Genomic DNA, 25,421 nt, shown 5'->3' on the forward strand with positions numbered 1-25,421 from the left:
GCCGGGGCCGGAGGACGGCGCCGTGGTCACACGGTGTGCAGGTCCTCACCCGGGGGTGAGGGGAGTCGTCACGGGAAGGAGACGACGTTCGACGGGACGGTGCCGGTGCCCGAGGTCGGGGCGCCGGTGTCGTTCACCACGTGGGCGAACTGGCCGTTGCCACCGAGGGAGTTGACCAGGATGTCGTGGAGCTTGACGCCCGAGGTGACCGGGACCTCGAAGCCGTGGTCCATGATGATCGTCGGGTCGACGTTGAAGTAGCAGTAGCTGCCCAGGCCCCAGCCCTCGTGCGTGGTGACCGAGTTCTCGACCTTGTAGGCGGCGTAGCCGCGGACGTTGCCGTTCTGGATGGCCGCCTGGTTGGGGGCGTCGTACGCCTTCTCGTTCTGGAAGAAGATCGTCTTGCCGCCGTTGCCCTTCCACCACACGTCGTACTTGTTGAAGTGCTCGACGAAGAGGCCGGTGGCGAGGACGTCGTTGCCGCCGACGACGAAGCCGTAGTCGGAGCGGTTGCTCTCCCAGCCGACACCCGCGCCGTGGTCGGCGCGCCAGATCCAGGTGTGGTCGACGATGGTGTTGTTGCTGTTGATCACCATGCCGTTGGTGGCCTTGCCGGCGGTCACGCCGCCGACGCGGACGAAGACGTCCTGGATGACGATCGGGTCGGCCGCGTGGCCGGCGCCCGGGCCGGCGTTGCCGACCTGGAGCAGGGCCTGGGAGTTGACGGTGCCGGCGTCCAGCAGGAGGCCGGAGACCTTGACGCCGTCGACGTCGGCGACCTTGATCGCGGTCACGCCGTTGTCCGGGATGACGGTGGCGAGGCCGAGGCCGAGCACCACGGTGTCCGGGCGGGTGATGTTGATCGTCTGGTCGACGTGGTAGACGCCCGGGGTGAAGAGCAGGTTGAGGCCCTGCGCGAGCGCCTGGTTGATGTTGGCGGCGGTGGAGCCGGCCTTCACCACGTAGAACTGGTTGAGCGAGAGCGAGCTGCCCTGCGGGGTGCCGTTGCCCCACGAGACGCCGCGGGCGTTGGTGCGCTTGGCCGGCACGAACACCTTGTAGTCGTTGCCGTCCAGGTACAGGAACGGCTTCTCCTGCGAGGTGGGCGTGGTGTCGAGCGTGGTGTACGGCGGGTCCGGGAAGCCCTGCGCCGGGGCGCCCTGGACACCGGAGAACGTCTGGTTCCAGACGCCGTTGGAGAAGCCGCCGATGGAGCTGTCACGGGTGTACCACTGCTGCTGCGAGTAGTTGCCCACCTGGCCGTCGATCTTCGAGTCGGCGATGTAGCCGCCCGAGGCCCAGCCGTAGCTCGCCGGGGCGAGGTTGAGGCCGCCCTCGACGTGCATCCGGCGGAACGGCGCGGCCTGCGAGACGGCCCAGCGGTCGGTGCCGCTGACCGGCTTGAGGTGCAGGTTCTCCGCCGAGCGCCAGAAGTTCTGGGTCGCGTTGCCGTTGAACCAGCCCGCGTCGACGGTGACGTCGCCGTTGAAGGTGGTGTCGTCCGGGTTGAGGCCCAGGCCCGCGATCGAGGTGTAGAAGCCGATCTGGGCGTTGATGTTGTTGTACGTGCCCGGCTTGAACATCAGCGCGTAGCGCTCGGTGCCGAACTGGTTCGACTCCTGCTTGGCGAAGACCTCGTCGACCTTGGCCTGGATGTTCGGCGTGGAGGGGTCGAAGACCAGGACGTTCGGGCCGAGGTCGCCACCGGGCGTGACCGGCGGGCCGGTCGGCGGGTCGGTGGGCGGGTTGGTGGTGCCGCTGCCGGTACGGACGGCGAACTCCCAGAGGGAATAGCCGTATCCGGTGCCGCGCTGGGTGCCGTAGACCCGGACGTAGCGGCCGGAGCCGGACACGTTCAGGGTCTCGTTGCCGCCGGCGCCGGTGGTGGTGGAGTACAGGGTGTTCCAGGTGGTGCCGTTGTCGGACGCCTGGATCTGGTAGGCCTTGCCGTATGCGGCCTCCCAGTTGAGGACGACCTGGCACAGCTGCTGGGAGGAGCCGAGGTCGACCTGCAGCCACTGCGGGTCGGCGGCGGCGGAGGCCCAGCGGGTGCCGGTGTTGCCGTCGACCGCGGCCGAGGCCGGGGTGCCGCCGTTCTCCGTGCTGGAGGAGGTCGCGGGCTTGCCCTGGGCGGCGTTGGCGGTGCCGCAGGTCGGGGTGGGAGTGGTCCCGAAGGAGCCGAAGACCTGGAACTCCCACAGCGAGTAGCCGTAGCCGGTGGCCCGGGTGATGCCGTTCATCCGGACGTAGCGGCCGGTGCCCGAGACGGTGAGGTTCTCGGTGCCGCCGGCGCTCGTCGTGGTGGAGTAAATCGTGGTCCAGGTCGCGCCGTCGGCGGAGGTCTGGATCTGGTACGCCTTGCCGTAGGCGGCCTCCCACTGGAGGACGACCTTGCTGATGGTGGCGCTCTGGCCCAGGTCGACCTGGATCCACTGCTGGTCGCTCGCGGCCGAGGACCAGCGGGTGCCGGTGTTGCCGTCGACCGCGAGGGCGGCGGACGTGCCGCCGTTCTCGACGGAGGACGAGGTGACCGTCTTGCCCTGGGAGATCAGGGTGTCGGCGGCGTGGGCGGCGGTGCCGGGGAGCGCCAGAACGGCGCCCGAGAGCAGGGCCATGCCGACCAGGGCGGCGGATCCGCGGCGAGCGGTTCCGGAGCCGGGGCGTGCTGAAGTGAGCCTCACGGGCTTCTCCTGCGGGGTGGGTGGGGGTGGGTGTGGGGGCGCGGACGGTCGAGACGTCAGCGGGGGGACCGGCCCTCGACTCCGGGCCGGCGCGGCACAGGGGCGCCGAGGAAAAAAAGTGCGGCTGTCGAGCGTCGCCGGTCGTTCGGCCGAGCTCGGGAGAGCGCTCCCCGGAGGGAGTCTGTGGGGCTCCGATCTCGGGTGTCAAGTCCTTCGCAGGGAGTTCCGGTACGGATCAACCAGCCCCCGGCAGAAGCCGGTTGACCCCGGATGTGCGGCGTTCTCGCAGGTCGAGCGGGTGGTGTCGGCTCAGGCCCGCGCGGCTGCGGCCGTGGTCAGGCGCTGCGGAAGATCACCGCCGGACTCCAGGAAGTGCCAGAGCGGCAGCGTGGCCGCGCCGACCGTGACGGCGTCCGGACCGAGCCGGCCCAGCTCGATCGAGGTCTGCGCCCGGGGGAAGCGCAGCGCGTACGCGGTGGCCGCCTCGCGGATCGCGGGCAGCAGCCGCGGCCCGACCATCAGCCCCGCCCAGCCGCCGATGACGATCCGCTCGGGGTTGAACAGGTTGATCAGGTCGGCGATGGCCGAGCCGAAGTACTCGGCGGCCTCGGTGAGCAGCGCGACGGCGTCCTCCTCGCCGGCCTCGAAGGCGGTCAGCAGGGCCGCCAGGCCCGCCTTCTCGCTGGAGCCCGCCGGGGCCCGGCCCCAGCGCTCCACCAGGGCCTCCGCGCCGACGTACGCCTCCAGGCAGCCGCGTGAGCCGCAGCGGCAGAGCCGCCCGCCCACGTGCACCTTGGTGTGGCCCCACTCGCCCGCGCTGCTGGTGGCGCCCCGGAAGCGGGCGCCGTCGGCGATCACGCAGGCGCCGACGCCGGAGCCGAAGAGGGCGACCACGGCGTGCCGGGCGCCCTGCCCGGCGCCGAACCACATCTCGGCCTGGCCGAGGGTCTTGGCGCCGTTGTCGACGTAGAGCGGCAGGTCGGTGCCGGCCCGCAGCAGGCGGCCGAGCGGCACGGCGTCCCAGTCGACGGTCTGGCTGTGCACGACGATGCCCAGGCCGTCGGCGCCCGGGTCGCCCTGCTCGACGATGCCGGGCACGCCGACACCCACGCCGAGCACGGTCGCCGGGTCGGTGCCGGTGGCGGCGAGCACCTCGGTGATGCCGGTGAGGATCAGCTCCACGACGTGGTCGACGTCGTGGCCGCAGTCCGACAGCGGCTGGTCGCTGGCGGCGATCTCGGTCAGGCCGAGGTCGAAGAGCGCCACCCTGACCTGGGTCTCCCCGACGTCCACGCCGACCAGGTGGGCCCGGCCGGGCGGCACCTGGAGCAGGATGCGCGGGCGGCCGCCGTCCGACTCGACCGAGCCGCACTCCTCGACGAGCCCGTCGGTGAGCAGTTCACCGATGACGTTGCTGACCGAGCCGGCGCTCAGTCCGCTGATCCGACCCAACTCCTGTCTGCTCAGTGGACCTTCGAAATACAACCGTTGCAAAAGTGTCGATCGGCTGCCGCGTCGCAGGTCGCGGACCGTCTGCTTGCTTCGTTCTGCCATGGTTTCTCCCTCCGTCGGGGAATCTATCGCCGCTCATCCTCTTGACGCCAGCTTTTCTCACACGTTAAATCACGCCCTGAAGTAAGCCGCTGATGCGGCCCTTCCACCCCCACCCCACGCCACCACCCGCCCGAGAGGGGCATGGTCATGCGTATCAACCGTCTGGCTGCTGCGACCGCCGTCGTCGCGACTCTTGCACTCACCGCCACCGCCTGCGGAGGAAGCTCCGGCAGCGGCTCGGGATCCGGCGACAACAGCAGCCCCAAGACGCTGACCTACTGGGCGTCGAACCAGGGTGCCAGTGTCGAGGTCGACAAGCAGGTCCTGGAGCCCGAGCTCAGAAAGTTCGAGGAGCAGACCGGCATCAAGGTCAAGCTCGAGGTCGTTCCGTGGTCCGACCTGCTCAACCGCATCCTCGCCGCCGCCACGTCCGGCCAGGGCCCCGACGTCCTGAACATCGGCAACACCTGGTCCGCCTCGCTGCAGGCCACCGGTGCGCTGCTGCCCTTCGACGCCGACGCCTTCGGCAAGATCGGCGGCAAGGACCGCTTCCTGCCCGCCACCATCGCGTCCGCCGGCGCCGAGGGCAAGGACCCGGCCGCCGTCCCGCTGTACTCCATGACCTACGGCCTCTACTACAACAAGAAGCTCTTCCAGGCCGCCGGCATCGAGCGCCCCCCGGCCACCTGGGACGAGCTGGTTGCGGACGGCAAGAAGCTCACCTCGGGCGGCAAGTACGGCATCGCCGTCGAGGGCGGCAACGGCTCCGAGAACGTCCACCACGCCTTCACCTTCGCCAAGCAGCACGGCGCCGACTTCTTCGACGCCTCCGGCAAGCCCACCTTCGACGGTCCCGACCAGGTCGCCGCGATCAAGCAGTACGTCGACATGATCGCCAAGGACAAGATCGCGGCCGCCGGCAACGCCGAGTACGCCAACAACCAGTCGGTCACCGACTTCGCCACCGGCAAGGCCGCCATGCTCATGTGGCAGTCCGCGGGTGCCAACCTCAAGTCGCACGGCATGAACCCGGAGGACTACGGCGTCGCCCCGATCCCGGTGCCCGCCGGCGCCTCCGGCGACAAGCTCACCACCTCCATGGTGGCCGGTATCAACCTCGCCGTGTTCAAGAACACCAAGAACACCACCGGTGCCCTGGACTTCGTGAAGTTCATGACCAGCAAGGACGAGCAGATCGCCCTCAACAAGGCGTACGGCTCCATCCCGCCGGTCACCGAGGCGCAGTCCGACGCCGCGTTCGCCACCCCGGAGCTCCAGGCCCTCGCCAAGGTCCTCGGCACCAGCGCCCAGCCGCTCCCGCAGGTCGCCAACGAGAGCCAGTTCGAGACCCTGGTCGGCACCGCCGTGAAGAACCTCTTCGCCGCGGCCGCCGCCGGCAAGCCGATCACCGACGAGTCCGTGAAGGCTGAGCTGACCAAGGCCCAGCAGCAGATGCCGGCCAGCTGACGTGCGACAGCGACTGCGCCGAATCGGCCTGCCCTACCTGCTCCTGCTCCCGGCGCTCGCCCTGGAGCTGCTGATCCACCTCGTTCCCATGGTGGTCGGCATCGTGATGAGCTTCAAACAGCTCACCCAGTTCTACATCCGGGACTGGTCGTCCGCACCGTGGACTGGCCTCGGGAACTACCGCATGGCGGTGGACTTCAGTGCCCCCGTCGGCCAGTCGCTGCTCAACTCGTTCTGGGTGACCTGTCTCTTCACCTTCTTCGCCGTGGGCCTCTCCTGGCTGGTGGGCACCACGGCGTCGATCCTCATGCAGGACACCTTCCGCGGCAGGGGGCTGCTCCGTGCGGCCTTCCTGCTCCCCTACGCCCTCCCGGTGTACGCAGCCGTGATCACCTGGTCGTTCATGTTCCAGCGGGACACCGGTCTGATCAACCACGTACTCCACGACCAGCTCCACCTCGTCTCCGAGAAGCCGTTCTGGCTGATCGGTGACAACAGCTTCGTCGCGCTCGTCGTCGTCTCGGTCTGGAAGACCTGGCCGTTCGCCTTCCTGACCCTGACGGCCGGCCTGCAGAACATCCCCAAGGAGCTGTACGAGGCCGCCGCGATGGACGGCGCGGGCGTGTGGCAGCAGATCCGCAAGATCACGCTGCCCTCGCTCCGCCCGGTCAACCTCGTGCTGGTCCTCGTCCTCTTCCTCTGGACGTTCAACGACTTCAACACGCCGTACATCCTGTTCGGCAAGTCGGCGCCCGAGGCGGCGGACCTGATCTCCATCCACATCTACCAGTCGTCGTTCGTCACCTGGAACTTCGGCACCGGCTCGGCGATGTCCGTCCTGCTGCTGCTCTTCCTGCTCGCCGTGACGGCGATCTACCTCTTCATCACCTCGCGTCGGAGGGGCGCCGATGATTAACCCGCCCGCGTCCTTCCTCTGGTTCCGCCGGATCGTCCTCTTCCTGCTCGCCTCCTTCGTGCTGGTCCCGGTCGGCGTGATGGTCAGCTCCTCGCTGAAGCCCCTGCAGGACGTGCAGGGACCGTTCCGCTGGATCCCGAGCACGATCACCTTCCGTCCGTACGTGGACATCTGGAAGACCATCCCGCTCGGCCGCTACTTCATGAACTCGATCATCGTCGCCGGCGGTGCCACCGTCTGCTCCGTGCTGATCGCGATCGTGGCGGCGTACGCCGTCAGCCGGTACCGCTTCAAGGGCCGCAAGCTCTTCACGGTCACCGTGCTGTCGACGCAGATGTTCCCCGGCATCCTGTTCCTGCTGCCGCTGTTCCTCATCTTCGTCAACATCGGCAACGCGACGGGCATCCCGCTCTTCGGCAGCCGCGGCGGCCTGATCCTCACCTACCTGACGTTCTCGCTGCCGTTCTCGATCTGGATGCTGGTCGGCTACTTCGACTCCATCCCGCGGGACCTCGACGAGGCCGCCCTCGTCGACGGCTGCGGACCGATCCGGGCGCTGGTGCAGATCATCATCCCGGCCGCCGTTCCCGGCATCGTCGCCGTCGCGGTGTACGCCTTCATGACCGCCTGGGGCGAGGTGCTCTTCGCCTCGGTCATGACCAACGACGAGACCAAGACCCTCGCCGTCGGCCTCCAGGGCTACGCCACGCTCAACGACGTGTACTGGAACCAGGTCATGGCCGCCTCCCTCGTGGTGAGCGTGCCCGTGGTCGCCGGCTTCCTCCTCCTGCAGCGCTACCTTGTCGCCGGTCTGACCGCCGGTGCTGTCAAGTGACCCTGATTGAAAGGCCAGTTGTGAACGACCTCAGCTCCCTCCCGGACGACTTCGTCTGGGGCGCGGCGACCTCCGCGTACCAGATCGAAGGTGCCGTGGACGAGGACGGCCGCGCGCCCTCCATCTGGGACACCTTCTCCCACACCCCCGGGAAGATCGACAACGACGACCACGGCGACCGCGCCTGCGAGCACTACCACCGCTACTCCGAGGACATCGACCTCATGAAGCGGCTGAAGCTCGACGCGTACCGCTTCTCCGTCGCCTGGCCGCGGGTCGTCCCGCAGGCCGACGGCCGGGTCAACGCCGAGGGCCTCGCCTTCTACGACCGCCTGGTCGACGGCCTCCTGGAGGCCGGCGTCACCCCGCACGGCACCCTGTACCACTGGGACCTCCCGCAGGCCCAGCAGGACCGCGGCGGCTGGCCCGTCCGCGAGACCGCCGAGCGCTTCGGCGAGTTCGTCGAGGTCGTCGCCGACCGCCTCGGCGACCGGGTGAAGCACTGGGCGACCCTCAACGAGCCGCTCTGCTCCTCCTGGATCGGCCACCTCGAAGGCCGGATGGCGCCGGGCTGGACGGACCTCACCGCCGCCGTCCGCACCTCCTACCACCTGCACCTCGGCCACGGCCTCGCCGTCAAGGCGCTGCGCGAGCGCATCCCGGACGCGCAGATCGGCATCGTCAACAACCTCAGCCCGATCATCCCGGCGAGCGACAGCGAGGCCGACCGCCTCGCCGCCGTCCGCGCCGACGGCCACATCAACCGCTGGTGGCTCGACCCGATCGTGGGCCGTGGCTACCCGGAGGACATGGTCAAGCTCTACGGGGTGGAACTGCCGGTCCAGGACGGCGACATGGAGCTGATCTCCGCGCCGCTCGACTGGATGGGACTCAACTACTACTTCCGCCAGTTCGTCGCGGACGACCCGACCGGTGCGGTGCCGTCCTTCCGCCAGACCCCGGGCCCCAACGCGGAGCACACCGTGATGGACTGGGAGGTCGACGCCGACGGCATCTACCAGCTGCTGAAGCGCCTGACCGACGAGTACGGCGTGCAGAAGATCTTCATCACGGAGAACGGCTCCGCCTACTACGACACCGTCACCGCGGACGGCCGCGTCGACGACCCGGAGCGCACCGCCTACCTGGAGGGCCACCTGGCCGCCTGCGCCCGCGCGGTCGCCGAAGGCGCCCCGCTCGCCGGCTACTTCGCGTGGTCGCTGCTCGACAACTTCGAGTGGGCGTACGGCTACGACAAGCGGTTCGGCCTGGTGCACGTGGACTACGACACCCAGGTCCGCACGATCAAGAGCAGTGGTCACCGCTACGCAGAGATGATCACCGCGCACCGCGCGCGCTGATCCACAGGACGAGGGGCCCGGCGGCGGCGGCCGCCGGGCCCCTCTCCGCGTTCTCACCCCCGGGGCAGCCGCCGCCGCCAGTCCCGTTCGAAGACCACCGCGCCGCCCTCCAGCGCCCGGACGTGCTCGTGCACCGTGAGGTGCCGCTCGTCGCCGGAGGTCTCGGCCCGGACCTGCACGGTGACGTCCCAGCCGATCTCGGTGCGCTCCAGCCGCAGCGTCCGGTCGGTGCGGGCGCGTGCCGACAGCGGGTCGTCCGCGCGGATCCGGTACGCCTCCAGCACGCTCTCCTCCTCCGCGAGCCCGTCCGGGTGGACCACCGCGCCCGCCGGACGGGCCAGCTGCACCCGCCACTCGCCCGCCGCGACGTCGTGCACCACCTGCCGCTCCGGGCGGGCGGTGAGCGGATCCGGCCGCACCGCCGCGGGCGGCTCGGCGTGCTCCGGCGGGTCGAACGCCACCGGGCCGCTGCCCGCGTCCGCCGCCAGGTGCCGCACCGGCAGGGTCAGCACCGAGCCGCCCGGGTCGAGCTCGAACCCGCCCGCCCCGGCGGCCGGCCACAGCCACGGCCAGTACGCGGAGGACAGGGCCAGCCGGATCCGGTGCCCCGCCGGGAACGCGTGCGCGACCGGCGCCAGCCCGATCTCCACCTCCACCGGCCCGCCCCGGCCCGGCGCCGCGGCCGCACCCCGCGCCACCAGCGTCGACGAGCCGTCCGGTGCCACGTCGCACAGCCGCGCGGCGATCCGCCCCTGCGGCGCGTCGCAGCGCACCCGCAGCCGGACCCCGGCCGCGCCCAGCAGCTCCTCGGGCTCCGGCAGCGGCGCGGAGTCGAAGCAGACCGACCGGCCGTCCTCGGCCCGCTGGTCGGGCGGCAGGTCGGCGGGCCCGCCGAGCGGGCGCACCGCCCCGCAGTCGATCCCGGTGTGCTGCGGCGACCGCACGGGCACGAAACGCTCGCCGGCCTGCGTACCGGCGGTGCGCAGCGCGCCGTCGAGCCCGTAGCGCACCTCGCGGACGTCGGGGGAGGGCCAGGCGTCGTCGCCGACCCAGCGCCCGGGGCGGTTGGCGTACGCGGTGGCGGGCGGCACGGACTCGTTCATCCAGCTCCGCAGCGCGGGCTCCTCCAGCACGCCGGTGTCGGCACCCCGCAGCCAGTGGTCCCACCAGCGCAGGGTCTCCTGCAGGAAGCCGACCGCGGGCCCGGGCGGCAGGCCCTCGTCGGGGTACTGGTGCGGCCAGGGGCCGATGATCCCGCGGACGGGTGCGCGGAGCCGTTCCAGCAGCCGCAGCACGGTGCCGGCCTGCGGGTCTGCCCAGCCGCCGACGGCCAGGACGGCGGCGCGGACCGCCTCGTACCGCAGCGGGTCGGGCTCCTCGTCGTCGGCGGCCGGGTCGAGGGCGGCCAGCCGGTCGAGCCACAGGCGCCGCCAGTCGTCGCCGGCGTACCGCGGGTCGGGCGGGCGGCAGGCGGCGGCGAGCCGGTCGGCGGCCTCGGCGTGCGGGGCCGCGGCCAGCGGGGCCCCGCCGAGGCGGCGGGCGGGCACGGAACGGTCGTCGGCGCAGACCGTGACGACCGCGGCCAGCGACTCCGGGCCGAGGGCGGCGAGGGCGAGGGCGGCGGTGCCGCCGCGGTCGATGCCGAAGGCACCGGCGCGGCCGCTCGACCAGGGGCGGTCGGCGAGCCAGTCGAGCAGCGCGAGGCCGTCGGCGACGCCCGCCGCGGACGCCGGGTCGGTGGGCGCGCCCTCGGAGCTGCCGTGGCCGCGGGCGTCGACGCGCAGGGAGGCGTAGCCGTGCCCGGCGTACCAGGGGTGGCGCTGGGCGTCGCGGGTGGCGGTGGTGTCGCCGAGGCCGCCGGGCCGGTACTCCAGGAGGGCGGGCACGGGGTGGTCGGTCACGGGCAGCCAGAGCCGGGCGGCGAGTCGGGTGCCGTCCGGCATCGGGATGCGCACGTCCTTGCGGGTCGTCCGGTACGGGTACGGGGCGGGCGGCTGCATGGGCGCTCCGTGGGGTCGTGCGGCGGCCCGGTGGCCGGGCCCGGCCTCCTCAGGATGGGCGCGGCCCGGCGCCATTTCCACCGGGCGCCGTTTCCGCGGGGCACGGGTCCGCCGGGGCGCGGTCGGCGGTTCGGGTGCGCCCCGGTGCGGTGCGGTGCGCGGCGTGATGCGCCCGGTGCGGTGCGGTGCGGTGCGGTGCGCTGCGCTGCGGTGCGGGGTGGGGTGGGGTGGGCCGTGCCCGGCCCGGAACGCGCCCCGGGTGCATCCTCCCAGGTCGATGCGCCCCCGGGGTGCAGTTGCACATGACTTGCAATTAGATCCGTCGGGCGACAGGATGGGCCGGCTCATCAGTCCGCTGCCGGGAGGACCCCATGTCATCGCCAAGCCGCCTCCGTGACCGGCTCACCCGGGAGGAGTGGATACGCCTCGCCGGGATGGGCGGCTTCGTGCTCGCGCTGCACGTCGTCGGCTGGCTCACGCTGCTCGCGGTGATCGCCCCCCGCCACTACGACGTCGGCGGCCAGGTGTTCGGCGCGGGCATGGGCCTCACCGCCTACACGCTCGGCATGCGGCACGCCTTCGACGCCGACCACATCGCGGCCATCGACAACACCACCCGCAAGCTCATGGGCCAGGGCAAGCGGCCGCTGTCGGTGGGCTTCTGGTTCTCCCTCGGCCACTCCTCCATCGTCTTCGGCCTCTGCGCCCTGCTCGCCTTCGGCATCCGCTCGCTGGCCGGCCAGGTCGAGTCCGACGAGTCCTCCCTCCACACCGCGACCGGCCTGATCGGCGTCTCGGTCTCCGGCACCTTCCTCGTGCTGATCGGCCTGATCAACCTCGGCGCCTTCAACGGCATCCTCAAGGTCTTCCGCGCCATGAAGCGCGGCGAGTTCGACGAGGCCGAGCTGGAGCGCCAGCTCGACAGGCGCGGCTTCCTCAACCGGATCCTCGGCCGCGTCACCCGGGCCGTCACCAAGCCCTGGCACATGTACCCCGTGGGCCTGCTCTTCGGTCTCGGCTTCGACACCGCCACCGAGGTCTCGCTGCTCGTGCTCGCCGGCGGCGCCGCCGCGTTCTCGCTGCCCTGGTACGCGCTGCTGGTGCTGCCGATCCTCTTCGCGGCCGGCATGAGCCTGCTCGACACCATCGACGGCTCGTTCATGAACTTCGCCTACGAGTGGGCGTTCTCCAAGCCGATCCGCAAGGTCTACTACAACCTCACCGTCACCGGCCTCTCCGTGCTGGTCGCCCTGGTGATCGGCGTCGTCGAGCTCGTCGGCCTGCTCGCCGAGAAGCTCGACATCACCGCGGGCCCGGTCGGCTGGATCGCCGAGCTCGACCTCAACCTGGTCGGCTACGCCATCGTGGGCCTCTTCGTGCTCACCTGGGCCGGCGCCCTCGCCTTCTGGAAGTTCGGCAAGGTCGAGCAGAAGTGGTCGGCGGGCATGCGCGAGCCCGCCCCCGCCGAGGCCGACTGACGCTCCGCAGGTACGCGTGAGGCCCGCACCGGGGAGGTCCCGGGGCGGGCCTCCGCGGGTGTCGCCGACCGCACACCCCGGCGGCGACTGCCGACGGTCCCGGCGGGGAATCACTCCGGACATGACGAGGGGTAAGCACCGCGCCGCCGACCGTCCGGACGGGGAACTTCCGGCCGCGGAGCACCCGGTGGGGGAGCACCCGACGGCGGCCGTCTCCGGGAGCGGCTCCGCATCTGCGACCGGCGGTGCCCGCGCGGTGAGCGGCCACCACGGCCCGGCCCCCTCCCGGGGCCGGGCGGTCGCAGCTCCGGGCGGCACCGTGACGAATGCGAGCGGGGACGTGAGCGCGCACAACGGCGCCGTCGCCAACTCCGGCACCATGACCTTCGTCACCCAGGGCGCCGGGCCGAGGGTGGTCCTGGCCGCGACCCTGGCGGTCACCGCTGCCGCGTGCGCGGTCCTGTACGCGGCCGTGGCCGGGCGCACCCCGCCCGACCAGGCCGCACGGACCCCCGCCGGAGCGGTCTCCGCCCCTCCGTCGCCCGGCGCGCCTGCGCCCGCGTCCGCCGCGCCGTCGGCCACGGGCTCCCCGGCCACCGCGCCGCCGGTGCGGTCGCCCGGCCCCACGGCCGGTCCGTCGGGCGTTCCGGCCGTCACGGCCTCCGGTGCGCGCTGGCCCTTCGTCGTGCGGCGGGACATCGTCGTCGGCCCCGTGGCGGTGGGCCTCGACTTCGACGACCCGCCCGGGCTGGGCGACCAGGGCCACCGGGAGGCCTATGACCTCGTCCTCCAGCAACTCGACGACGGCACCTACTTCGGCATGTACGACTACCGGAACCGGGCCGGAGTGCTGAAGCTGGAGGTGGCGTTCGACAAGGCCGCCCGGCAGGACTGCGAGAGCCTCGGCTACGGCGCGTCGGCTCCTCCGCTCGCACGGGCCGACGTCGGCCAGGTCACCACCTGGTGCATCAGGACGGGCGGGCAACGGCTCGGCAAGGTGAGGCTGACCCAGACCGGGGATCGTGCCTTCACCATGGAGGCAACGGTCTGGGAGGCCCCGTACACCGGGTAGCCCCCTCCGCACGGGAGGGGGCCGGGGGTCAGCGGTAGTAGTGGACGCCGGTCTCGGCCCGGCTCCCGGGTCCGTCGGAGTCCGCGGCCCCGGTGTTGCGGACCGTGGCCGAACCGCCACCGCGGTCCGCGGGGCCCGTCACCCCGCTCGACGCCCTGCCGCCGCCGGTGGCCACGGCGGGGCCCGTGTGCTCGGCGGAGTCGTGCACGGCGGGTGTCGGCCGGCCCTGGAGGACAGCCCACACCAGGGCGGCGACGCCGGTGGCGGCCTGCACGGTGGCGCCGACGAACTGGCCGGGCCCGGGGCCGTCCAGCAGCCAGACGGCGGGGGTCGAGAGGACGGCTGCCGCGGCCAGCGCGGCGACGACGGTCTTGAGTGCTCGGGACACGCCCGCTCCTTCGCTCGTGCCCCGGGCCTGACGGTCCGTCGGATCGCCCTCCCGGGGCCGGTGTTCGCCGCCCCGGGCGCCGCTGCGCGGGGCCGGGCCGTGCTCGGGATGTCTGCCCGGCCGGCGCGGGAAATCCACCAGGAGGCCGTCACTTGCGGGGTTCCCCCGGTCACGTGCGCGTTCGCCCGTGGCGGGCCCGGCGGGCCGTCGATCGCGTCCGGACGGCTCCAAGAGTTAACGCGCGATGTCTTGTCGCGTCATCTTCTACGCGCGTATCTTCATTCCGTATCTACGCGAGTAGTCGCACCCTTTGACACACCCTCAGCACCCGGCGCGGACCCCACGTCCGCCCGGGTGACCGTGCTGCCCCGGCGCCGCTCCACCGCGACGGCGCGGGCAGATTAAGGAGCCTCTCCCGGTGACCGAACCCACCGCCCGCAACCCCCGTTCCCGTCGGCGGACGCTGCTGCGCGCCACCGTGCTGCCCGCGACCGTGGCGGCCTCGCTGGTCCTCGTCCCGCTGCCCGGCGCGATGGCCGCGCCCTCGGCCGACGCCGTGATCGCCGAGGTCTACGGCGGCGGAGGCAACTCCGGTGCGACGCTGAAGAACGACTTCATCGAGCTCGCCAACAAGGGCGGCGCCGCGTTCGGCCTCGACGGCTTCAGCGTGCAGTACATCTCCGCGAACCCCGGCGCGACCTCCACCTGGGGCGTCACCGTGCTGAGCGGCTCCGTCGCGCCCGGCGGCCGCTTCCTGATCGCCGAGGCCGCCGGCACCGGCGGCACCGTCGCCCTGCCGACGCCGGACGCCACCGGCACCCTCGCGCTCTCCGCGACCGCCGGCACCGTCGCGCTCGTCCAGGGCACCGCCCCGCTGACGTGCAAGACCGCCGCCGACTGCGCCGCCGACACCCGCATCCGCGACCTGGTCGGCTTCGGCACCGCCGTCGTCCACGAGGGCGGCGCGTCCGTCCCCGGCACCAGCAACACCACCTCCGTCGCCCGCGCCGCCGGCCTCGCCGACACCGACGACAACGCCGCCGACCTGGTGGCCGGCACGCCCAGCCCGGTCAACAGCAAGGGCGAGGCCGCCGAGGGCGACACCGGCACCACCGGCCCGACCGAGCCGGGCACCGTCCGCATCCACGACGTCCAGGGCGGCACCCGCACCTCGCCGAAGTCCGGCAGCACCATCGCCGGCATCCCCGGCATCGTCACCGGCGTGCGCACCACCGGCTCCAAGGGCTTCTGGATCCAGGACGCCACCCCCGACGCCGACCCCGCCACCAGCGAGGCCGTCTTCGTCTACACCGGCAGCGCCGCACCCACCGTGCAGGTCGGCGACTCGGTGCTCGTCACCGCCAAGGTCACCGAGTACTACCCGTCGTTCACCGGCGGCAGCCAGTCCGTCACCGAGCTCAGCGCCCCGAAGACCACCGTGGTGTCCTCCGGCAACCCGCTGCCCGCCGCCGTGCTCCTCGACAGCGGCAGCATCCCGGCCGCGTACGCGCCGGACGCGGCCGGTGCCACGATCGAGGGCCTCGCCCTCCAGCCCTCCGCCTACGCGCTCGACCTCTACGAGTCGCTGGAGGGCATGCGGGTCGAGATCGCCGACGCCCGCGTCGTGCAGGCCACCGACCAGTACAACGAGCTGTGGGTCGACGTCGACTGCCAGGACCCGGACACCCGCCGCGGCGGCGTCGTCTACCTCGGCTACGACAAGCCCAACGCGGGCCGCCTGATGGTGCAGTCGCTGATCCCCGCCGCCGAGCAGGCCTTCCCGGTCGCGAACGTCGGCGACAGGCTGAAGGGCACCACCGCGGGTCCGCTCGACTACAACCAGTTCGGCGGATACACCATCGCCGCGAACACCGTCGGCACCCTCAAGGACAACGGGCTGAAGCGCGAGGTCACCGACCGCGCGCAGCCGAGCGAGGCGACCATCGCCACGTACAACGTGGAGAACCTCGACCCGTCCGACCCCGACGAGAAGTTCGCCCAGCTCGCGCAGGGCATCGTCACCAACCTCCGCTCGCCCGACGTCGTCGCCCTGGAGGAGATCCAGGACGACAACGGCGCCGTCAGCGACGGCACGGTCGGCGCCTCCGCGACCGTCGCCAAGTTCGTCGCCGCCATCAAGGCCGCGGGCGGCCCCGCGTACGACTGGCGCTCCATCGACCCGGTCGACGGCAAGGACGGCGGCGAGCCCGGCGGCAACATCCGCCAGGTCTTCCTCTTCAACCCCGACCGGATCTCCTTCACCGACATCGCGGGCGGCGACGCCACCACCGCCGTCGGCGTGACCGGCACCGGCAAGCACACCGCGCTGACCGCCTCCCCGGGCCGCATCGCGCCCGCCGACGAGGCGTGGACGAGCAGCCGCAAGCCGCTGGTCGGGCAGTTCTCCTTCAAGGGCAAGCCGATCTTCGTCATCGCCAACCACTTCAACAGCAAGGGCGGCGACCAGGGCATCGACAGCCGCTTCCAGGCCCCGACCCGCAGCTCCGAGGTGCAGCGCACCAAGCAGGCCGTCCTGGAGCAGGCGTTCGTGGCCGAGCTCCTCGCCGCCGACCCGAACGCCCGGGTGGTCTCCCTCGGCGACTTCAACGACTACCAGTTCTCCCCGGCGCTGACCGCGCTCACCCAGGACGGCGTGCTGCGCGACCTGGTGAACGAACTCCCCGCCAAGGAGCGGTACTCGTACGTCTACCAGGGCAACTCCCAGGTGCTGGACCACATCCTGGTCAGCCCCGGCCTGAAGCGCCAGCACGTCGAGTACGACGTCGTGCACATCAACGCCGAGTTCGCCGCCCAGGCGAGCGACCACGACCCGCAGATCGTCCGCATCAAGCCCTGACGGCGGCGGTGGTCCGACACACCGGACCCTGACGCGGCACCAGGCGGCGGGGCGCACCCGGGAGACCCCCGGGCGCGCCCCGCCGTGCTGCGCCCGGCCGCCGGGCGGTGCCCCGCCGTTGCCGGGGCCGGCGGTCTCACCGCCGCCGGGCGGCCTGCGGGACGGTCGGGAGCGGCCCCGGGCCCTTGATGTTCCGCATGATCGGCGCGCTCTCCATCCGGCCGATGCCGGGCAGTGCGGCGATCCGCTCGGTGAGGTAGGTGTACAGCGCCCGGACGTCCGTGGTCAGCACCACCGCGTGCAGGTTGGTCGGCCCGGTCGTGGCGCAGGCGTACGCCACCTCGTGGTGCTCGGCGAGTGCCGCGCCCGTCGCGGCGAGCCGGGCGGGGTCGACGGAGAACCAGAGCATCGTGCAGGTGCGGATGCCGAACATCCGCCAGTCCGAGTCGAGGTCGAAGTAGAGCACCCCCCGGTCCGTCAGCTCGTCCATCCGGCGGCGCACCGTGCTCTGCGACCAGCCGGTGGCGGCGGCGAGTTCGGCGAGTCCGGCCCGGCCGTCCGCCGCCAGCACGTCGAGCAGCCGCCGGTCGGCGTCGTCGAGCGCCGGTGCGGGCCCGGACGGCCGGGCGGGACGCGGCAGTCGCAGCGCCGCGATCTGCCCGGCGTCGAGCGCGCCGTACTTCGTGACCATGCTCAGCTCGCCGCCGAAGAAGGTGTGGATCACGCAGTGCGCGGTCACCCCGACCACGCTCGGGGTGCGGGGCAGCCGTTGCAGCAGCAGGCTGTGCTCGTCCTCCTCGGGGTGCGAGCGGGTCATGCAGCTGATCTCGGTGCCGCCGGAGGTCAGGCTGACCCAGGTGGTGTCCTCCCGGCGGGTCAGGGCCTCGGCGACCGCGGCGGAGGCGTCCGGCGTGCAGCGCACGCGCACCAGCCACCGGGTCTCGCCGAGGGCCTCGGGGTCGGTCAGCCCGAGCACCCGGAGGCGCCGCTCGCCGCGGAGCCGGGTGAAGCGGCGGGCCACCGTCTGGTCGGAGACGCCCAGCACCTCCGCGATCCGGCTGAACGGCGCCCGGGCGTTCAGCTGCAGCGCGTGCACCAGCTGCTGGTCGAGGAGGTCGAGAGTGTCGGATTCCATCGTTCCACGGTAACCGATGTCGGATTACGCCGGGAACGCCGTACTGGCTGGGACATCGGGCCGCGCGCGGCCAGAGTACGGGAGTTCCTTCACCTCCTCCGACCGGAGCCTCACCGTGCGCAAATGGATCCCCCTGGCGGCCGTCTGCCTGGGCGCGTTCATGCTGCTGGTCGACGTCAGCATCGTGAACGTCGCGCTGCCGCCGATGTCCGCCGACCTCCACTCCTCCTTCACCGCCCTGCAGTGGGTGGTCGACGTCTACGCCCTCGTGCTCGCCGCCCTGCTCATGGCGTTCGGCTCGCTCGGCGACCGGCTCGGCCACCGGCGGCTCTACCTCGCCGGTCTCGTGGTGTTCGCGGTGGCCTCGCTGGCCTGCGGCCTCGCCCCGAACGCCGGCACCCTGATCGCCGCCCGCGCCGTCCAGGGCATCGGCGGCGCCGCGATGATGACCTCCACCACCGCGCTGATCGCCGGCGCCTACCAGGGGCGCGACCGCGGTACGGCCTTCGGCGTCTGGGGCGCCGTCAACGGGGCGGCGGCCGCGGTCGGTCCGGTGCTCGGCGGCCTGCTCACCGACTGGCTCGGCTGGCGCTCCATCTTCGTGGTCAACGTGCCGGTGGCCGCCGTGGCCGTCGCGCTCACCCTGGGCCGCCTGCACGCCGCCCCGCAGCAGGCCCGGGGCCGCCTCGACCTGCCGGGCGCGGCGAGCTTCACCGTGTTTGCCGCCGCCCTCACCTACGGGCTCATCGAGAGCGGCGAGCACGGCTGGGGCAGCGCCCGGGTGCTCGGCCCGGTCGGCCTCGCCGTGGTGGCGCTGGCCGTCTTCGCCGCCGTCGAACTCCGCACCGCCCGGCCGCTGCTGGACCTCTCGCTGCTGCGCAACCGCACCTTCCTCGGGCTCACCCTCGGCGGTCTGCTGATGACCGCCGGGGCGTTCGCCCAGCTCACCTACACCTCCATCTGGCTGCAGCAGGTCGTCGGGCTCGGCCCGCTCCAGGCCGGTCTGGCGGTCTGCCCGCTGGCGATCGCCGCGTTCGTCGTCGCGCCGGTCAGCGGCAAGGTCTTCGACCGGGCCGCCCCGCAACTGCCCATCGGAGTGGGCCTGCTGCTCATCGGCACGGGCACCCTGCTGCTGCGGCTGGTGTCCGCGGGATCGTCCTGGACGGCCCTGCTGCCCGGCATGCTGGTGGTGGGCGTGGGGGTGGGCCTGTCGACGCCCACGCTGATCTCCACCGCCCTCGCCGCCGTTCCGCGGGAGCGCGCGGGCATGGCGAGCGGCGCCGTCAGCACCGGCCGCCAGCTGGGGTACGCGCTGGGCATCGCCGTGCTCGGCTCGGTCTTCCAGGCGGGCCTGCGGCACGCGGGCGCCGGCCCCGACCGGCACGCGGCCTTCGCGGACGCCCTCGACCGGGTCTACCTGGCCGCCGGGCTCACCGGCCTCGCGGCCGGACTGCTCGTGCTCGCCCTGGTCCGCCGCGCCCCGGCCCCGGCGGACGTCCACCCGGCCGAGCCGCAGGCCGCCCGCCCGCAGCCGGTGGCAGCCCCGGAGTGAGACCCCGGCGCCCACCGTGCGGCGCCCGACGCCCCGTCACCGCTCGGCGGTGACGGGGCGTCGGGCGTCCGGGGTCAGCCCAGGTCCGCGAGGAAGGCGAGCAGGGCGGCGTTGACCTCGGCGGGCTTCTCCTGCTGGGTCCAGTGGCCGCAGCCGGGCAGCCAGACCGGGTCGCGCAGCTGCGGCACGTACGAGGTGAGGCCGGCGACGGCCTGGCGGGTGGCGGGGTTGGCGACGACCAGGTCGCGTTCGCCCGCGATGTAGAGGGCGGGCGGTCGGATGACGGCGGTCTGCCAGGGTGAGCCGAGCTCCCAGTTGCGGTCGAGGTTGCGGTACCAGTGCAGCGGCCGGTGGAACCCGTGGTCGGCGAACTCGGCGGTGAAGATGGCGAGGTCGTCCTCGGTGAGCCAGCCGGGCAGGTCGGCCGGGGCCTCGAAGAGGTCGAGGAAGCCGCCGCCCTCGGGCACCATCGGCAGGCCGCCGGGGGCGAGTGCGGGCCGGCCCGTGAGGAGCTTGCGGAAGGTGGTGCCGGGGTCGCGGGCGAGTTCGGCCTCGGGCGGCCCGACCTGCTGGAACCAGAGCATGTAGTGGGTGCCGCCGGGGAGCCGGCGGAAGACCTCGGTGGCGGGTGCGGCGCCGCGCGGGAAGGGCGGCACGGAGAGCCCGGCGACCGCGCGGACGGCGTCCGGGCGGACGAGGGCCGTGTGCCAGGCGACGGGTGCGCCCCAGTCGTGGCCGACGACCACGGCCTGCCGGTGCCCCAGGGCGGGGATCAGGCCCAGCGCGTCCCCGGCGAGGTGGTGGAGGGTGTACTGCTCGACGGCGTCGGGGCCGCCGGTGCGGCCGTACCCGCGCTGGTCGGGGGCGACGGCGTGGTAGCCGGCCTCGGCGAGCGCGGTCAGCTGGTGCCGCCAGGAGTACCAGCCCTCGGGGAAGCCGTGCAGGAGCAGGACGAGCGGGCCCTCGCCCGCTTCGGCGACGTGCATCCGCAGGCCGCTCGCGGAGTCGACGGAGCGGTGGTGGACGGTGGTCACAGCGGTGCTCCCGGGAGGGTGGGCGGAGGCGGCCGTACGGGGAACTCCCGGTCCCCGGCGGGGGTTCCCCGGACGGCCGGGCGGATCAGCGGCGGACGGCCGCCAGCACGGCGTCGGCCATGACGCGTTCGCCCGTGGCGTTGGGGTGGAACGGGACGGCGGGGGAGCCCGGCAGGGCGCCCTCGATCCAGCGGTCGCCGGAGCAGACGTCGTGGCCGCGGGTGGGGGTGAGGGTGTCGACGTAGGTGGCGTGGTGGGCGGCGGCGGTGGCGGCGAGCATGCCGTTCAGCCGGTCGAGGACGCCGCGGAGGTAGTCGACGTCGCCGGTGGTGATGGGCTGGCGGCCGATGCAGGCGCGGCCGTTGTCGGGCAGGACGGACGGGTAGCCGACGAGGAGGACCGTCGCGCCCGGGGCCTTGGCGTGGATCTTCTCCAGGGCGGCGGCGATCCGGGGCGCGGCGGCGTCGACGCGCGTGCGGAGGGTGTCCTCGCCGTACTTCCAGGACCAGCTGGAGAAGTCCCAGTGCCCGTGGGCGTACACGTCCTTGCACGGGGTGCCGAAGGGATTGACGACCGCTCCGGCGATGCAGGTGGCGATGACGTCGCCGATGCCGAGGTCGGAGGTGCCGAGTTCGTTTCCGCCGATGCCGAGGGTGACGAGGTCGGTGCCGGCGGAGACGGAGTCGAGCTGGGGGTCGTTGACGCGGAGGAAGGCGTCGTACTGCGCCTCGGTGAGGTCGGAGGTCTTCGCGGCGGCGCAGGTGGCGTCGCGGTAGCTGCTGCTGCCGAGGGCGGTGGCGACGAGGTGGCCGTAGTTGCGCTGCGAGCGCAGGCAGAGTCCGGCGTACTGGGCGGGGACGCCGGCGCCGGAGGCGTAGGAGTCGCCGAGCGCGACGTAGTCGCCGGCGGTGGGGGAGGCGGAGGCCGCGGGGGCGCCGAGGAGGCCCGCGAGGACGGCGGTGAGGGCGGCGGCTGCCAGGACGGACGAACGCTTCAGGGCATGGCTGAACACGGTTCCTCCTGGGGGGAGAGAAACAGGGTGGGGGTGGGCCGAATATCTACCCGTCGGTAAGTTACTGGCAGGTTAACAGGACTGTCCAGATATCCGGCACCGCCGATTCGCGTCGGACATTCCGTCAGACTCCCCGGGAATTACGCTCCATGGTGAAGCGCAAGGTATTTCCACTACCCGGTGGAGCGGAATTCCCGGCCGGGCAAGTTACCGGCCGGTTGACCGGCGCGCCGCCAGGGCGCACCATTCAGATCACCCGCTCGCACCCCGCACCGCCCGTACCCGCCTGGAGGACCGCCCGGATGGCACTCGACGCCGACGTGATCGTGATCGGAGCCGGGCTCGCGGGCCTGGTCGCCACCGCCGAACTGGCCGAGGCCGGACGCCGCGTGATCCTCCTCGACCAGGAACCCGCGGCCTCGCTCGGCGGCCAGGCGCACTGGTCCTTCGGCGGCCTCTTCCTGATCGACTCGCCCGAGCAGCGCCGGATGCGCATCCGCGACTCCCGCGACCTCGCCTGGCAGGACTGGCTCGGCACCGCCGGGTTCGACCGCCCCGAGGACGCCTGGCCGCGCCGCTGGGCGGAGGCGTACGTCGACTTCGCGGCCGGCGAGAAGCGCGCCTGGCTGCACGAGCGCGGCGTGCGCTTCTTCCCCGTCGTCGGCTGGGCCGAGCGCGGCGGGCTCACCGCCACCGGCCCCGGCAACTCGGTGCCGCGCTTCCACATCACCTGGGGCACCGGCCCGGGCCTGGTCGAGCCGTTCGCCCGCCGGGTGAAGGCCGCGGCGGGCAAGGGGCTCGTCGACTTCCGCTTCCGGCACCGCGTCACCGCCCTCTCCTCCACCGGCGGCACCCTCGACACCGTCGGCGGCGAGATCCTGGCGCCCAGCACGGTGCGGCGCGGCGAGTCCAGCTCCCGCGAGGTGGCCGGCACCTTCGAGCTCCGCGCCCAGGCCGTGATCGTCGCCTCCGGCGGCATCGGCGGCAACCACGACCTCGTCCGCAAGGCCTGGCCCGCCCGTCTGGGCACCCCGCCCGAGCGCATGCTCTCGGGCGTGCCCGCACACGTCGACGGCCTGATGCTCGGCATCGCGGGCGACGCCGGCGGCCACCTCATCAACGGCGACCGGATGTGGCACTACACCGAGGGCATCGAGAACTGGGATCCGATCTGGCCGATGCACGGCATCCGGATCCTGCCCGGCCCGTCCTCGCTCTGGCTGGACGCCCGCGGCCACCGCCTGCCCGTGCCGCTGTTCCCCGGCTTCGACACCCTCGGCACCCTCGAACACATCATGACCACCGGCTACGACCACACCTGGTTCGTGCTCACCCAGAAGATCATCGAGAAGGAGTTCGCCCTCTCCGGCTCCGAGCAGAACCCCGACCTCACCGGAAAGTCCGTCAGGGGCGTGCTCGGCCGGGCCCTGCCCGGCGCCACCGGCCCGGTCGAGGCGTTCAAGAAGCACGGCGCCGACTTCGTGGTCGCCGACAGCCTCGACGAACTCGTCCGCGGCATGAACGCCAAGACCCCCGAGGCCCTCGTCGACGTCGCCGAACTGCGCCGCGAGATCGAGGCCCGCGACCGCGAGATGGCCAACCCGTTCTCCAAGGACCTGCAGGTCACCGCCGTGCACGGGGCCCGCCGCTACCTCGGCGACAAGCTGATCCGCACGGCCTCCCCGCACCGCCTGCTCGACCCCAAGGCCGGCCCGCTCATCGCCGTCCGCCTCAACATCCTCACCCGCAAGTCGCTCGGCGGCCTGGAGACCGACCTCGCCTCCCGCGTGCTGCGCCCCGACGGCTCGGTGCTCGACGGGCTGTACGCGGCGGGCGAGGCCGCGGGCTTCGGCGGCGGCGGCGTGCACGGCTACCGCGCCCTGGAGGGGACGTTCCTCGGCGGCTGCCTCTTCTCCGGCCGCGCCGCCGGCCGGGCCGCCGCGGAGGCCACCGCCTGACCCGGCCGGGCCGCCGCGGAGGCCACCGCCCGGACGCCCGGGGGCACTCCGCCACGGGCCGTTCCGCGGCGGCCTTATGATCGCCCGTCATGGACGAAAACCTGCCCCTGGTCACCCCGCGGACCACGGCCACCGGCACCACGCTGTACGAGGGCGTCACGTACGCCTACCGTCAGGGTCACCGCCCGCTCCTGCTCGACCTGCACGTGCCGGCGGCCGCGGGCCCGGTGCCGGTCGTGGTGTGGATGCACGGCGGGGCGTTCTGGTCCGGCGACCGGCGCTACCTGCCCGACACGGTGGCGCCCGGTGCGGTGTTCGACGCCCTCACCGCGGCCGGCCTCGCCGTGGCGACGATCGACTACCGGCTCTCCGGCGAGGCGCAGTTCCCCGCCCAGCTCGACGACGTACGGGAGGCGCTCGCCCACCTGCGCGCGCACGGCGCGGCCCTGGGCCTGGACACCGGGCGGCTCGGGCTCTGGGGGGAGTCGGCGGGCGGCACCCTGGCGGCGCTCGCCGCGCTCACCGGCGGGGGCGTCCCGGACGGGGGCGTCTCGGCCGTCGTGCTGTGGTACACGCCGACCGACCTGTCCGTGATGCACCCCGACAACCCCGACGGGCCGGAGGGCCGCCTGATCGGCGGGGCGCCCGCGCTCCTGCCGGAGGCCGCCGCGCAGGCGAGTCCCGTCACGCACGTGTCGCCGGGCGCGCCGCCGTTCCTGCTGCTCCACGGCGCCGACGACGACCAGGTGCCGACCCTGCACAGCGCGCGCCTGCACGCCCTGCTGGCGGAGGCGGGCGTGCCCTCGACGTACCTGCCGGTCGACGGCGCCGGGCACTGCTTCGCCGGGTACCCGGACGTGCCGGGCCTGATCGACGCTTCGGTGGCCTTCCTGGCGGGGCAGCTGGCAGCGGGCGCCTGACCGGCCCCGCGCGGCCCGGCTCCCGGGGTCCGTGCGCACGGACGGCGCCGACCCCGCAGGGGGCCGGCGCCGTCCGCCGCGGCGTCAGCGGCTCACGTAGATGCTGTCCATGAACTCGATGATCTGCCGGTCCGTCAGGCGCTGGCCGTCGCGGTGGCCGCTGGCCAGGTCGGCCTCGCTGATCATGCCGACGAGCTTGCCGTCCTGGATGACCGGCATCCGGCGGATCTGGTGCTGCTCCATCTTCTTCAGCACCGTCTCCATGTCGTCCTCGGCCTTGACGCAGTGCAGGTGGCCGGCGAGGTCCATGGCCTTCATGGTGGCCGGGTCCATGCCGACCGCCAGACACTTCAGCACGATGTCGCGGTCGGTGATGATGCCCTTGAGCTGCTTGTCGGGGCCGCAGATGGGCAGCGCGCCGACGTCGAGGTCGCGCATCATCTTCGCGGCGGCCATCAGGCTCTGGTCGGCGTCGATGCACTGGGCGCCGGCGTGCATGATGTCACGGGCTGTGGTCACGGGTGGGTCCTCTCGGTGATCCGCCGCCCCCGCCTGCCCGGCCGGGCCGGGTGCGGGCGCGGAGGGTGATCGTGACCTCACCATAAGCACGCCCGCCCGGGGCCGCGCGCGGAGCGGGGGGCGGCCTGCGGCAGAATCTGCCGGGGTGCCGGCCGCACGGGCGGCGCCGTCCGTACGGCCCGGCCGCGCGCGCACCGGCACCGCCGGGCGGGTCGCGCGACCGCGGCCACCAGGGAGGGAACCCGATGGCCCGACGTCCCCGCAACCCGGCGCCCGCCGCCCCCGCGCCGGTCACCGTCACCGTCTGCCGGGGCTGCTGCTGCGGCACGTCGGCCAAGCATCCGGGTGTCGACCACGGGGGCCAGCTGGCGCGGCTGCGCGAGGGCGTCGGGGAGGCGGGCACGGTGCGGGCCGTCGACTGCCTGGACGCCTGCGGCCACTCCAACGTCGTCGTGGTCAGCCCGTCGGCGGAGGGCCGCCGGGCGGGCGGGCGCCCCGTCTGGCTCGGCTGGGTGCTGGCCGACGACATGATCGACGACGTGGTCGGCTGGGTGAAGGCCGGCGGGCCGGGTGTGGTGCCCGCGCCGGGCGTGCTCGACCTGCAGGAGTTCACGGTCTCCCGCCGCGTCCGCGACGGTCTGCCGGGCTGATCCCGCGGCGGGCCTCCCGGCCGCCCGGCCCG

General features: G+C 73.1%; 19 protein-coding genes. 11 read left to right on the plus strand and 8 right to left on the minus strand.

Translation table 11 applies throughout. From position 1 onward, the window contains the following. Positions 1–68: 68 nt before the first annotated feature. Together SNE206_RS08050 and SNE206_RS08055 are read right to left on the minus strand one after the other, a co-directional pair. Positions 69–2,615 (minus strand): discoidin domain-containing protein, encoded by a 2,547-nt coding sequence (locus SNE206_RS08050; RefSeq protein ID WP_407912734.1) that lies wholly within the window; start codon positions 2,613–2,615, stop codon positions 69–71. A gap of 375 nt (positions 2,616–2,990) precedes the next feature. Then, positions 2,991–4,235, minus strand: coding sequence for an ROK family protein (locus SNE206_RS08055; RefSeq protein ID WP_407912671.1), 1,245 nt, complete (start codon positions 4,233–4,235; stop codon positions 2,991–2,993). Positions 4,236–4,382: 147 nt separating this feature from the next. Here SNE206_RS08055 and SNE206_RS08060 point away from each other — a divergent pair, with 147 nt between their 5' ends. The 4 genes from SNE206_RS08060 to SNE206_RS08075 are packed head-to-tail and all read left to right on the plus strand — an operon-like array spanning position 4,383 to position 8,814. Continuing rightward, complete coding sequence (locus SNE206_RS08060) at positions 4,383–5,702, plus strand: ABC transporter substrate-binding protein (protein ID WP_407912672.1); 1,320 nt, start codon at positions 4,383–4,385, stop codon at positions 5,700–5,702. A gap of 1 nt (position 5,703) precedes the next feature. After that, positions 5,704–6,618 carry a carbohydrate ABC transporter permease gene (locus tag SNE206_RS08065; protein WP_405013956.1) on the plus strand — a complete coding sequence of 305 codons (915 nt, stop codon included), beginning with the start codon at positions 5,704–5,706 and terminating at the stop codon, positions 6,616–6,618. Beyond that, complete coding sequence (locus SNE206_RS08070; RefSeq protein WP_405013957.1) at positions 6,611–7,453, plus strand: carbohydrate ABC transporter permease; 843 nt, start codon at positions 6,611–6,613, stop codon at positions 7,451–7,453. The genes SNE206_RS08065 and SNE206_RS08070 overlap by 8 nt, the downstream gene beginning before the upstream one ends. Positions 7,454–7,473: 20 nt before the next feature. Continuing rightward, entirely contained in the window at positions 7,474–8,814 is a 1,341-nt protein-coding gene (locus SNE206_RS08075; protein WP_407912673.1) for a GH1 family beta-glucosidase, read from the plus strand. 53 nt (positions 8,815–8,867) lie between these two features. Here the strand turns inward: SNE206_RS08075 and SNE206_RS08080 are convergent, their stop codons facing one another. Next, positions 8,868–10,814, minus strand: a complete 1,947-nt coding sequence (locus SNE206_RS08080) for a CocE/NonD family hydrolase (RefSeq protein ID WP_407912674.1) — start codon at positions 10,812–10,814, stop codon at positions 8,868–8,870. Positions 10,815–11,185: 371 nt separating this feature from the next. Here SNE206_RS08080 and SNE206_RS08085 point away from each other — a divergent pair, with 371 nt between their 5' ends. Both SNE206_RS08085 and SNE206_RS08090 read left to right on the plus strand, forming a co-directional pair. Next, positions 11,186–12,292: a HoxN/HupN/NixA family nickel/cobalt transporter gene (locus tag SNE206_RS08085; RefSeq protein WP_407912675.1), complete on the plus strand. Its 1,107-nt coding sequence runs from the start codon at positions 11,186–11,188 to the stop codon at positions 12,290–12,292. Positions 12,293–12,413: 121 nt separating this feature from the next. After that, complete coding sequence (locus SNE206_RS08090) at positions 12,414–13,364, plus strand: hypothetical protein (RefSeq protein WP_407912676.1); 951 nt, start codon at positions 12,414–12,416, stop codon at positions 13,362–13,364. A 28-nt stretch (positions 13,365–13,392) separates the two neighbouring features. Here the strand turns inward: SNE206_RS08090 and SNE206_RS08095 are convergent, their stop codons facing one another. Then, positions 13,393–13,752: a hypothetical protein gene (locus SNE206_RS08095; protein WP_407912677.1), complete on the minus strand. Its 360-nt coding sequence runs from the start codon at positions 13,750–13,752 to the stop codon at positions 13,393–13,395. A gap of 418 nt (positions 13,753–14,170) precedes the next feature. On the opposite strand from SNE206_RS08095, the gene SNE206_RS08100 reads away from it, so the two are divergent. Then, entirely contained in the window at positions 14,171–16,609 is a 2,439-nt protein-coding gene (locus SNE206_RS08100; protein ID WP_407912678.1) for an endonuclease/exonuclease/phosphatase family protein, read from the plus strand. Positions 16,610–16,745: 136 nt separating this feature from the next. On the opposite strand, the gene SNE206_RS08105 is transcribed toward SNE206_RS08100, so the two are convergent. After that, a complete protein-coding gene (locus tag SNE206_RS08105; RefSeq protein ID WP_407912679.1) occupies positions 16,746–17,744 on the minus strand; it encodes an Lrp/AsnC family transcriptional regulator in 999 nt (332 codons plus the stop codon). A 115-nt stretch (positions 17,745–17,859) separates the two neighbouring features. Here SNE206_RS08105 and SNE206_RS08110 point away from each other — a divergent pair, with 115 nt between their 5' ends. Further along, complete coding sequence (locus tag SNE206_RS08110; protein ID WP_407912680.1) at positions 17,860–19,296, plus strand: MFS transporter; 1,437 nt, start codon at positions 17,860–17,862, stop codon at positions 19,294–19,296. A gap of 74 nt (positions 19,297–19,370) precedes the next feature. Here SNE206_RS08110 and SNE206_RS08115 read toward each other — a convergent pair whose 3' ends face one another. Continuing rightward, positions 19,371–20,282 (minus strand): alpha/beta fold hydrolase, encoded by a 912-nt coding sequence (locus SNE206_RS08115; RefSeq protein WP_407912735.1) that lies wholly within the window; start codon positions 20,280–20,282, stop codon positions 19,371–19,373. A gap of 133 nt (positions 20,283–20,415) precedes the next feature. Further along, a complete protein-coding gene (locus SNE206_RS08120) occupies positions 20,416–21,342 on the minus strand; it encodes an SGNH/GDSL hydrolase family protein (protein ID WP_407912681.1) in 927 nt (308 codons plus the stop codon). A 302-nt stretch (positions 21,343–21,644) separates the two neighbouring features. Between SNE206_RS08120 and SNE206_RS08125 the strand changes: the two genes are divergently transcribed. Next, the gene (locus SNE206_RS08125; protein WP_407912682.1) at positions 21,645–23,300 is read left to right on the plus strand and encodes an FAD-binding dehydrogenase; all 1,656 of its coding nucleotides are present in this window, start codon (positions 21,645–21,647) and stop codon (positions 23,298–23,300) included. Between the two features lie 89 nt (positions 23,301–23,389). After that, positions 23,390–24,220 carry an alpha/beta hydrolase fold domain-containing protein gene (locus tag SNE206_RS08130; RefSeq protein WP_407912683.1) on the plus strand — a complete coding sequence of 277 codons (831 nt, stop codon included), beginning with the start codon at positions 23,390–23,392 and terminating at the stop codon, positions 24,218–24,220. Between the two features lie 84 nt (positions 24,221–24,304). Here the strand turns inward: SNE206_RS08130 and SNE206_RS08135 are convergent, their stop codons facing one another. After that, on the minus strand, positions 24,305–24,739 hold the full coding sequence (locus tag SNE206_RS08135; RefSeq protein ID WP_405013971.1) for a CBS domain-containing protein: 435 nt from the start codon (positions 24,737–24,739) through the stop codon (positions 24,305–24,307). A 245-nt stretch (positions 24,740–24,984) separates the two neighbouring features. On the opposite strand from SNE206_RS08135, the gene SNE206_RS08140 reads away from it, so the two are divergent. Beyond that, entirely contained in the window at positions 24,985–25,389 is a 405-nt protein-coding gene (locus SNE206_RS08140) for a (2Fe-2S) ferredoxin domain-containing protein (protein ID WP_407912684.1), read from the plus strand. The last annotated feature ends 32 nt before the right edge of the window (positions 25,390–25,421 follow it).

The organism is Kitasatospora sp. NE20-6 (assembly GCF_045862635.1).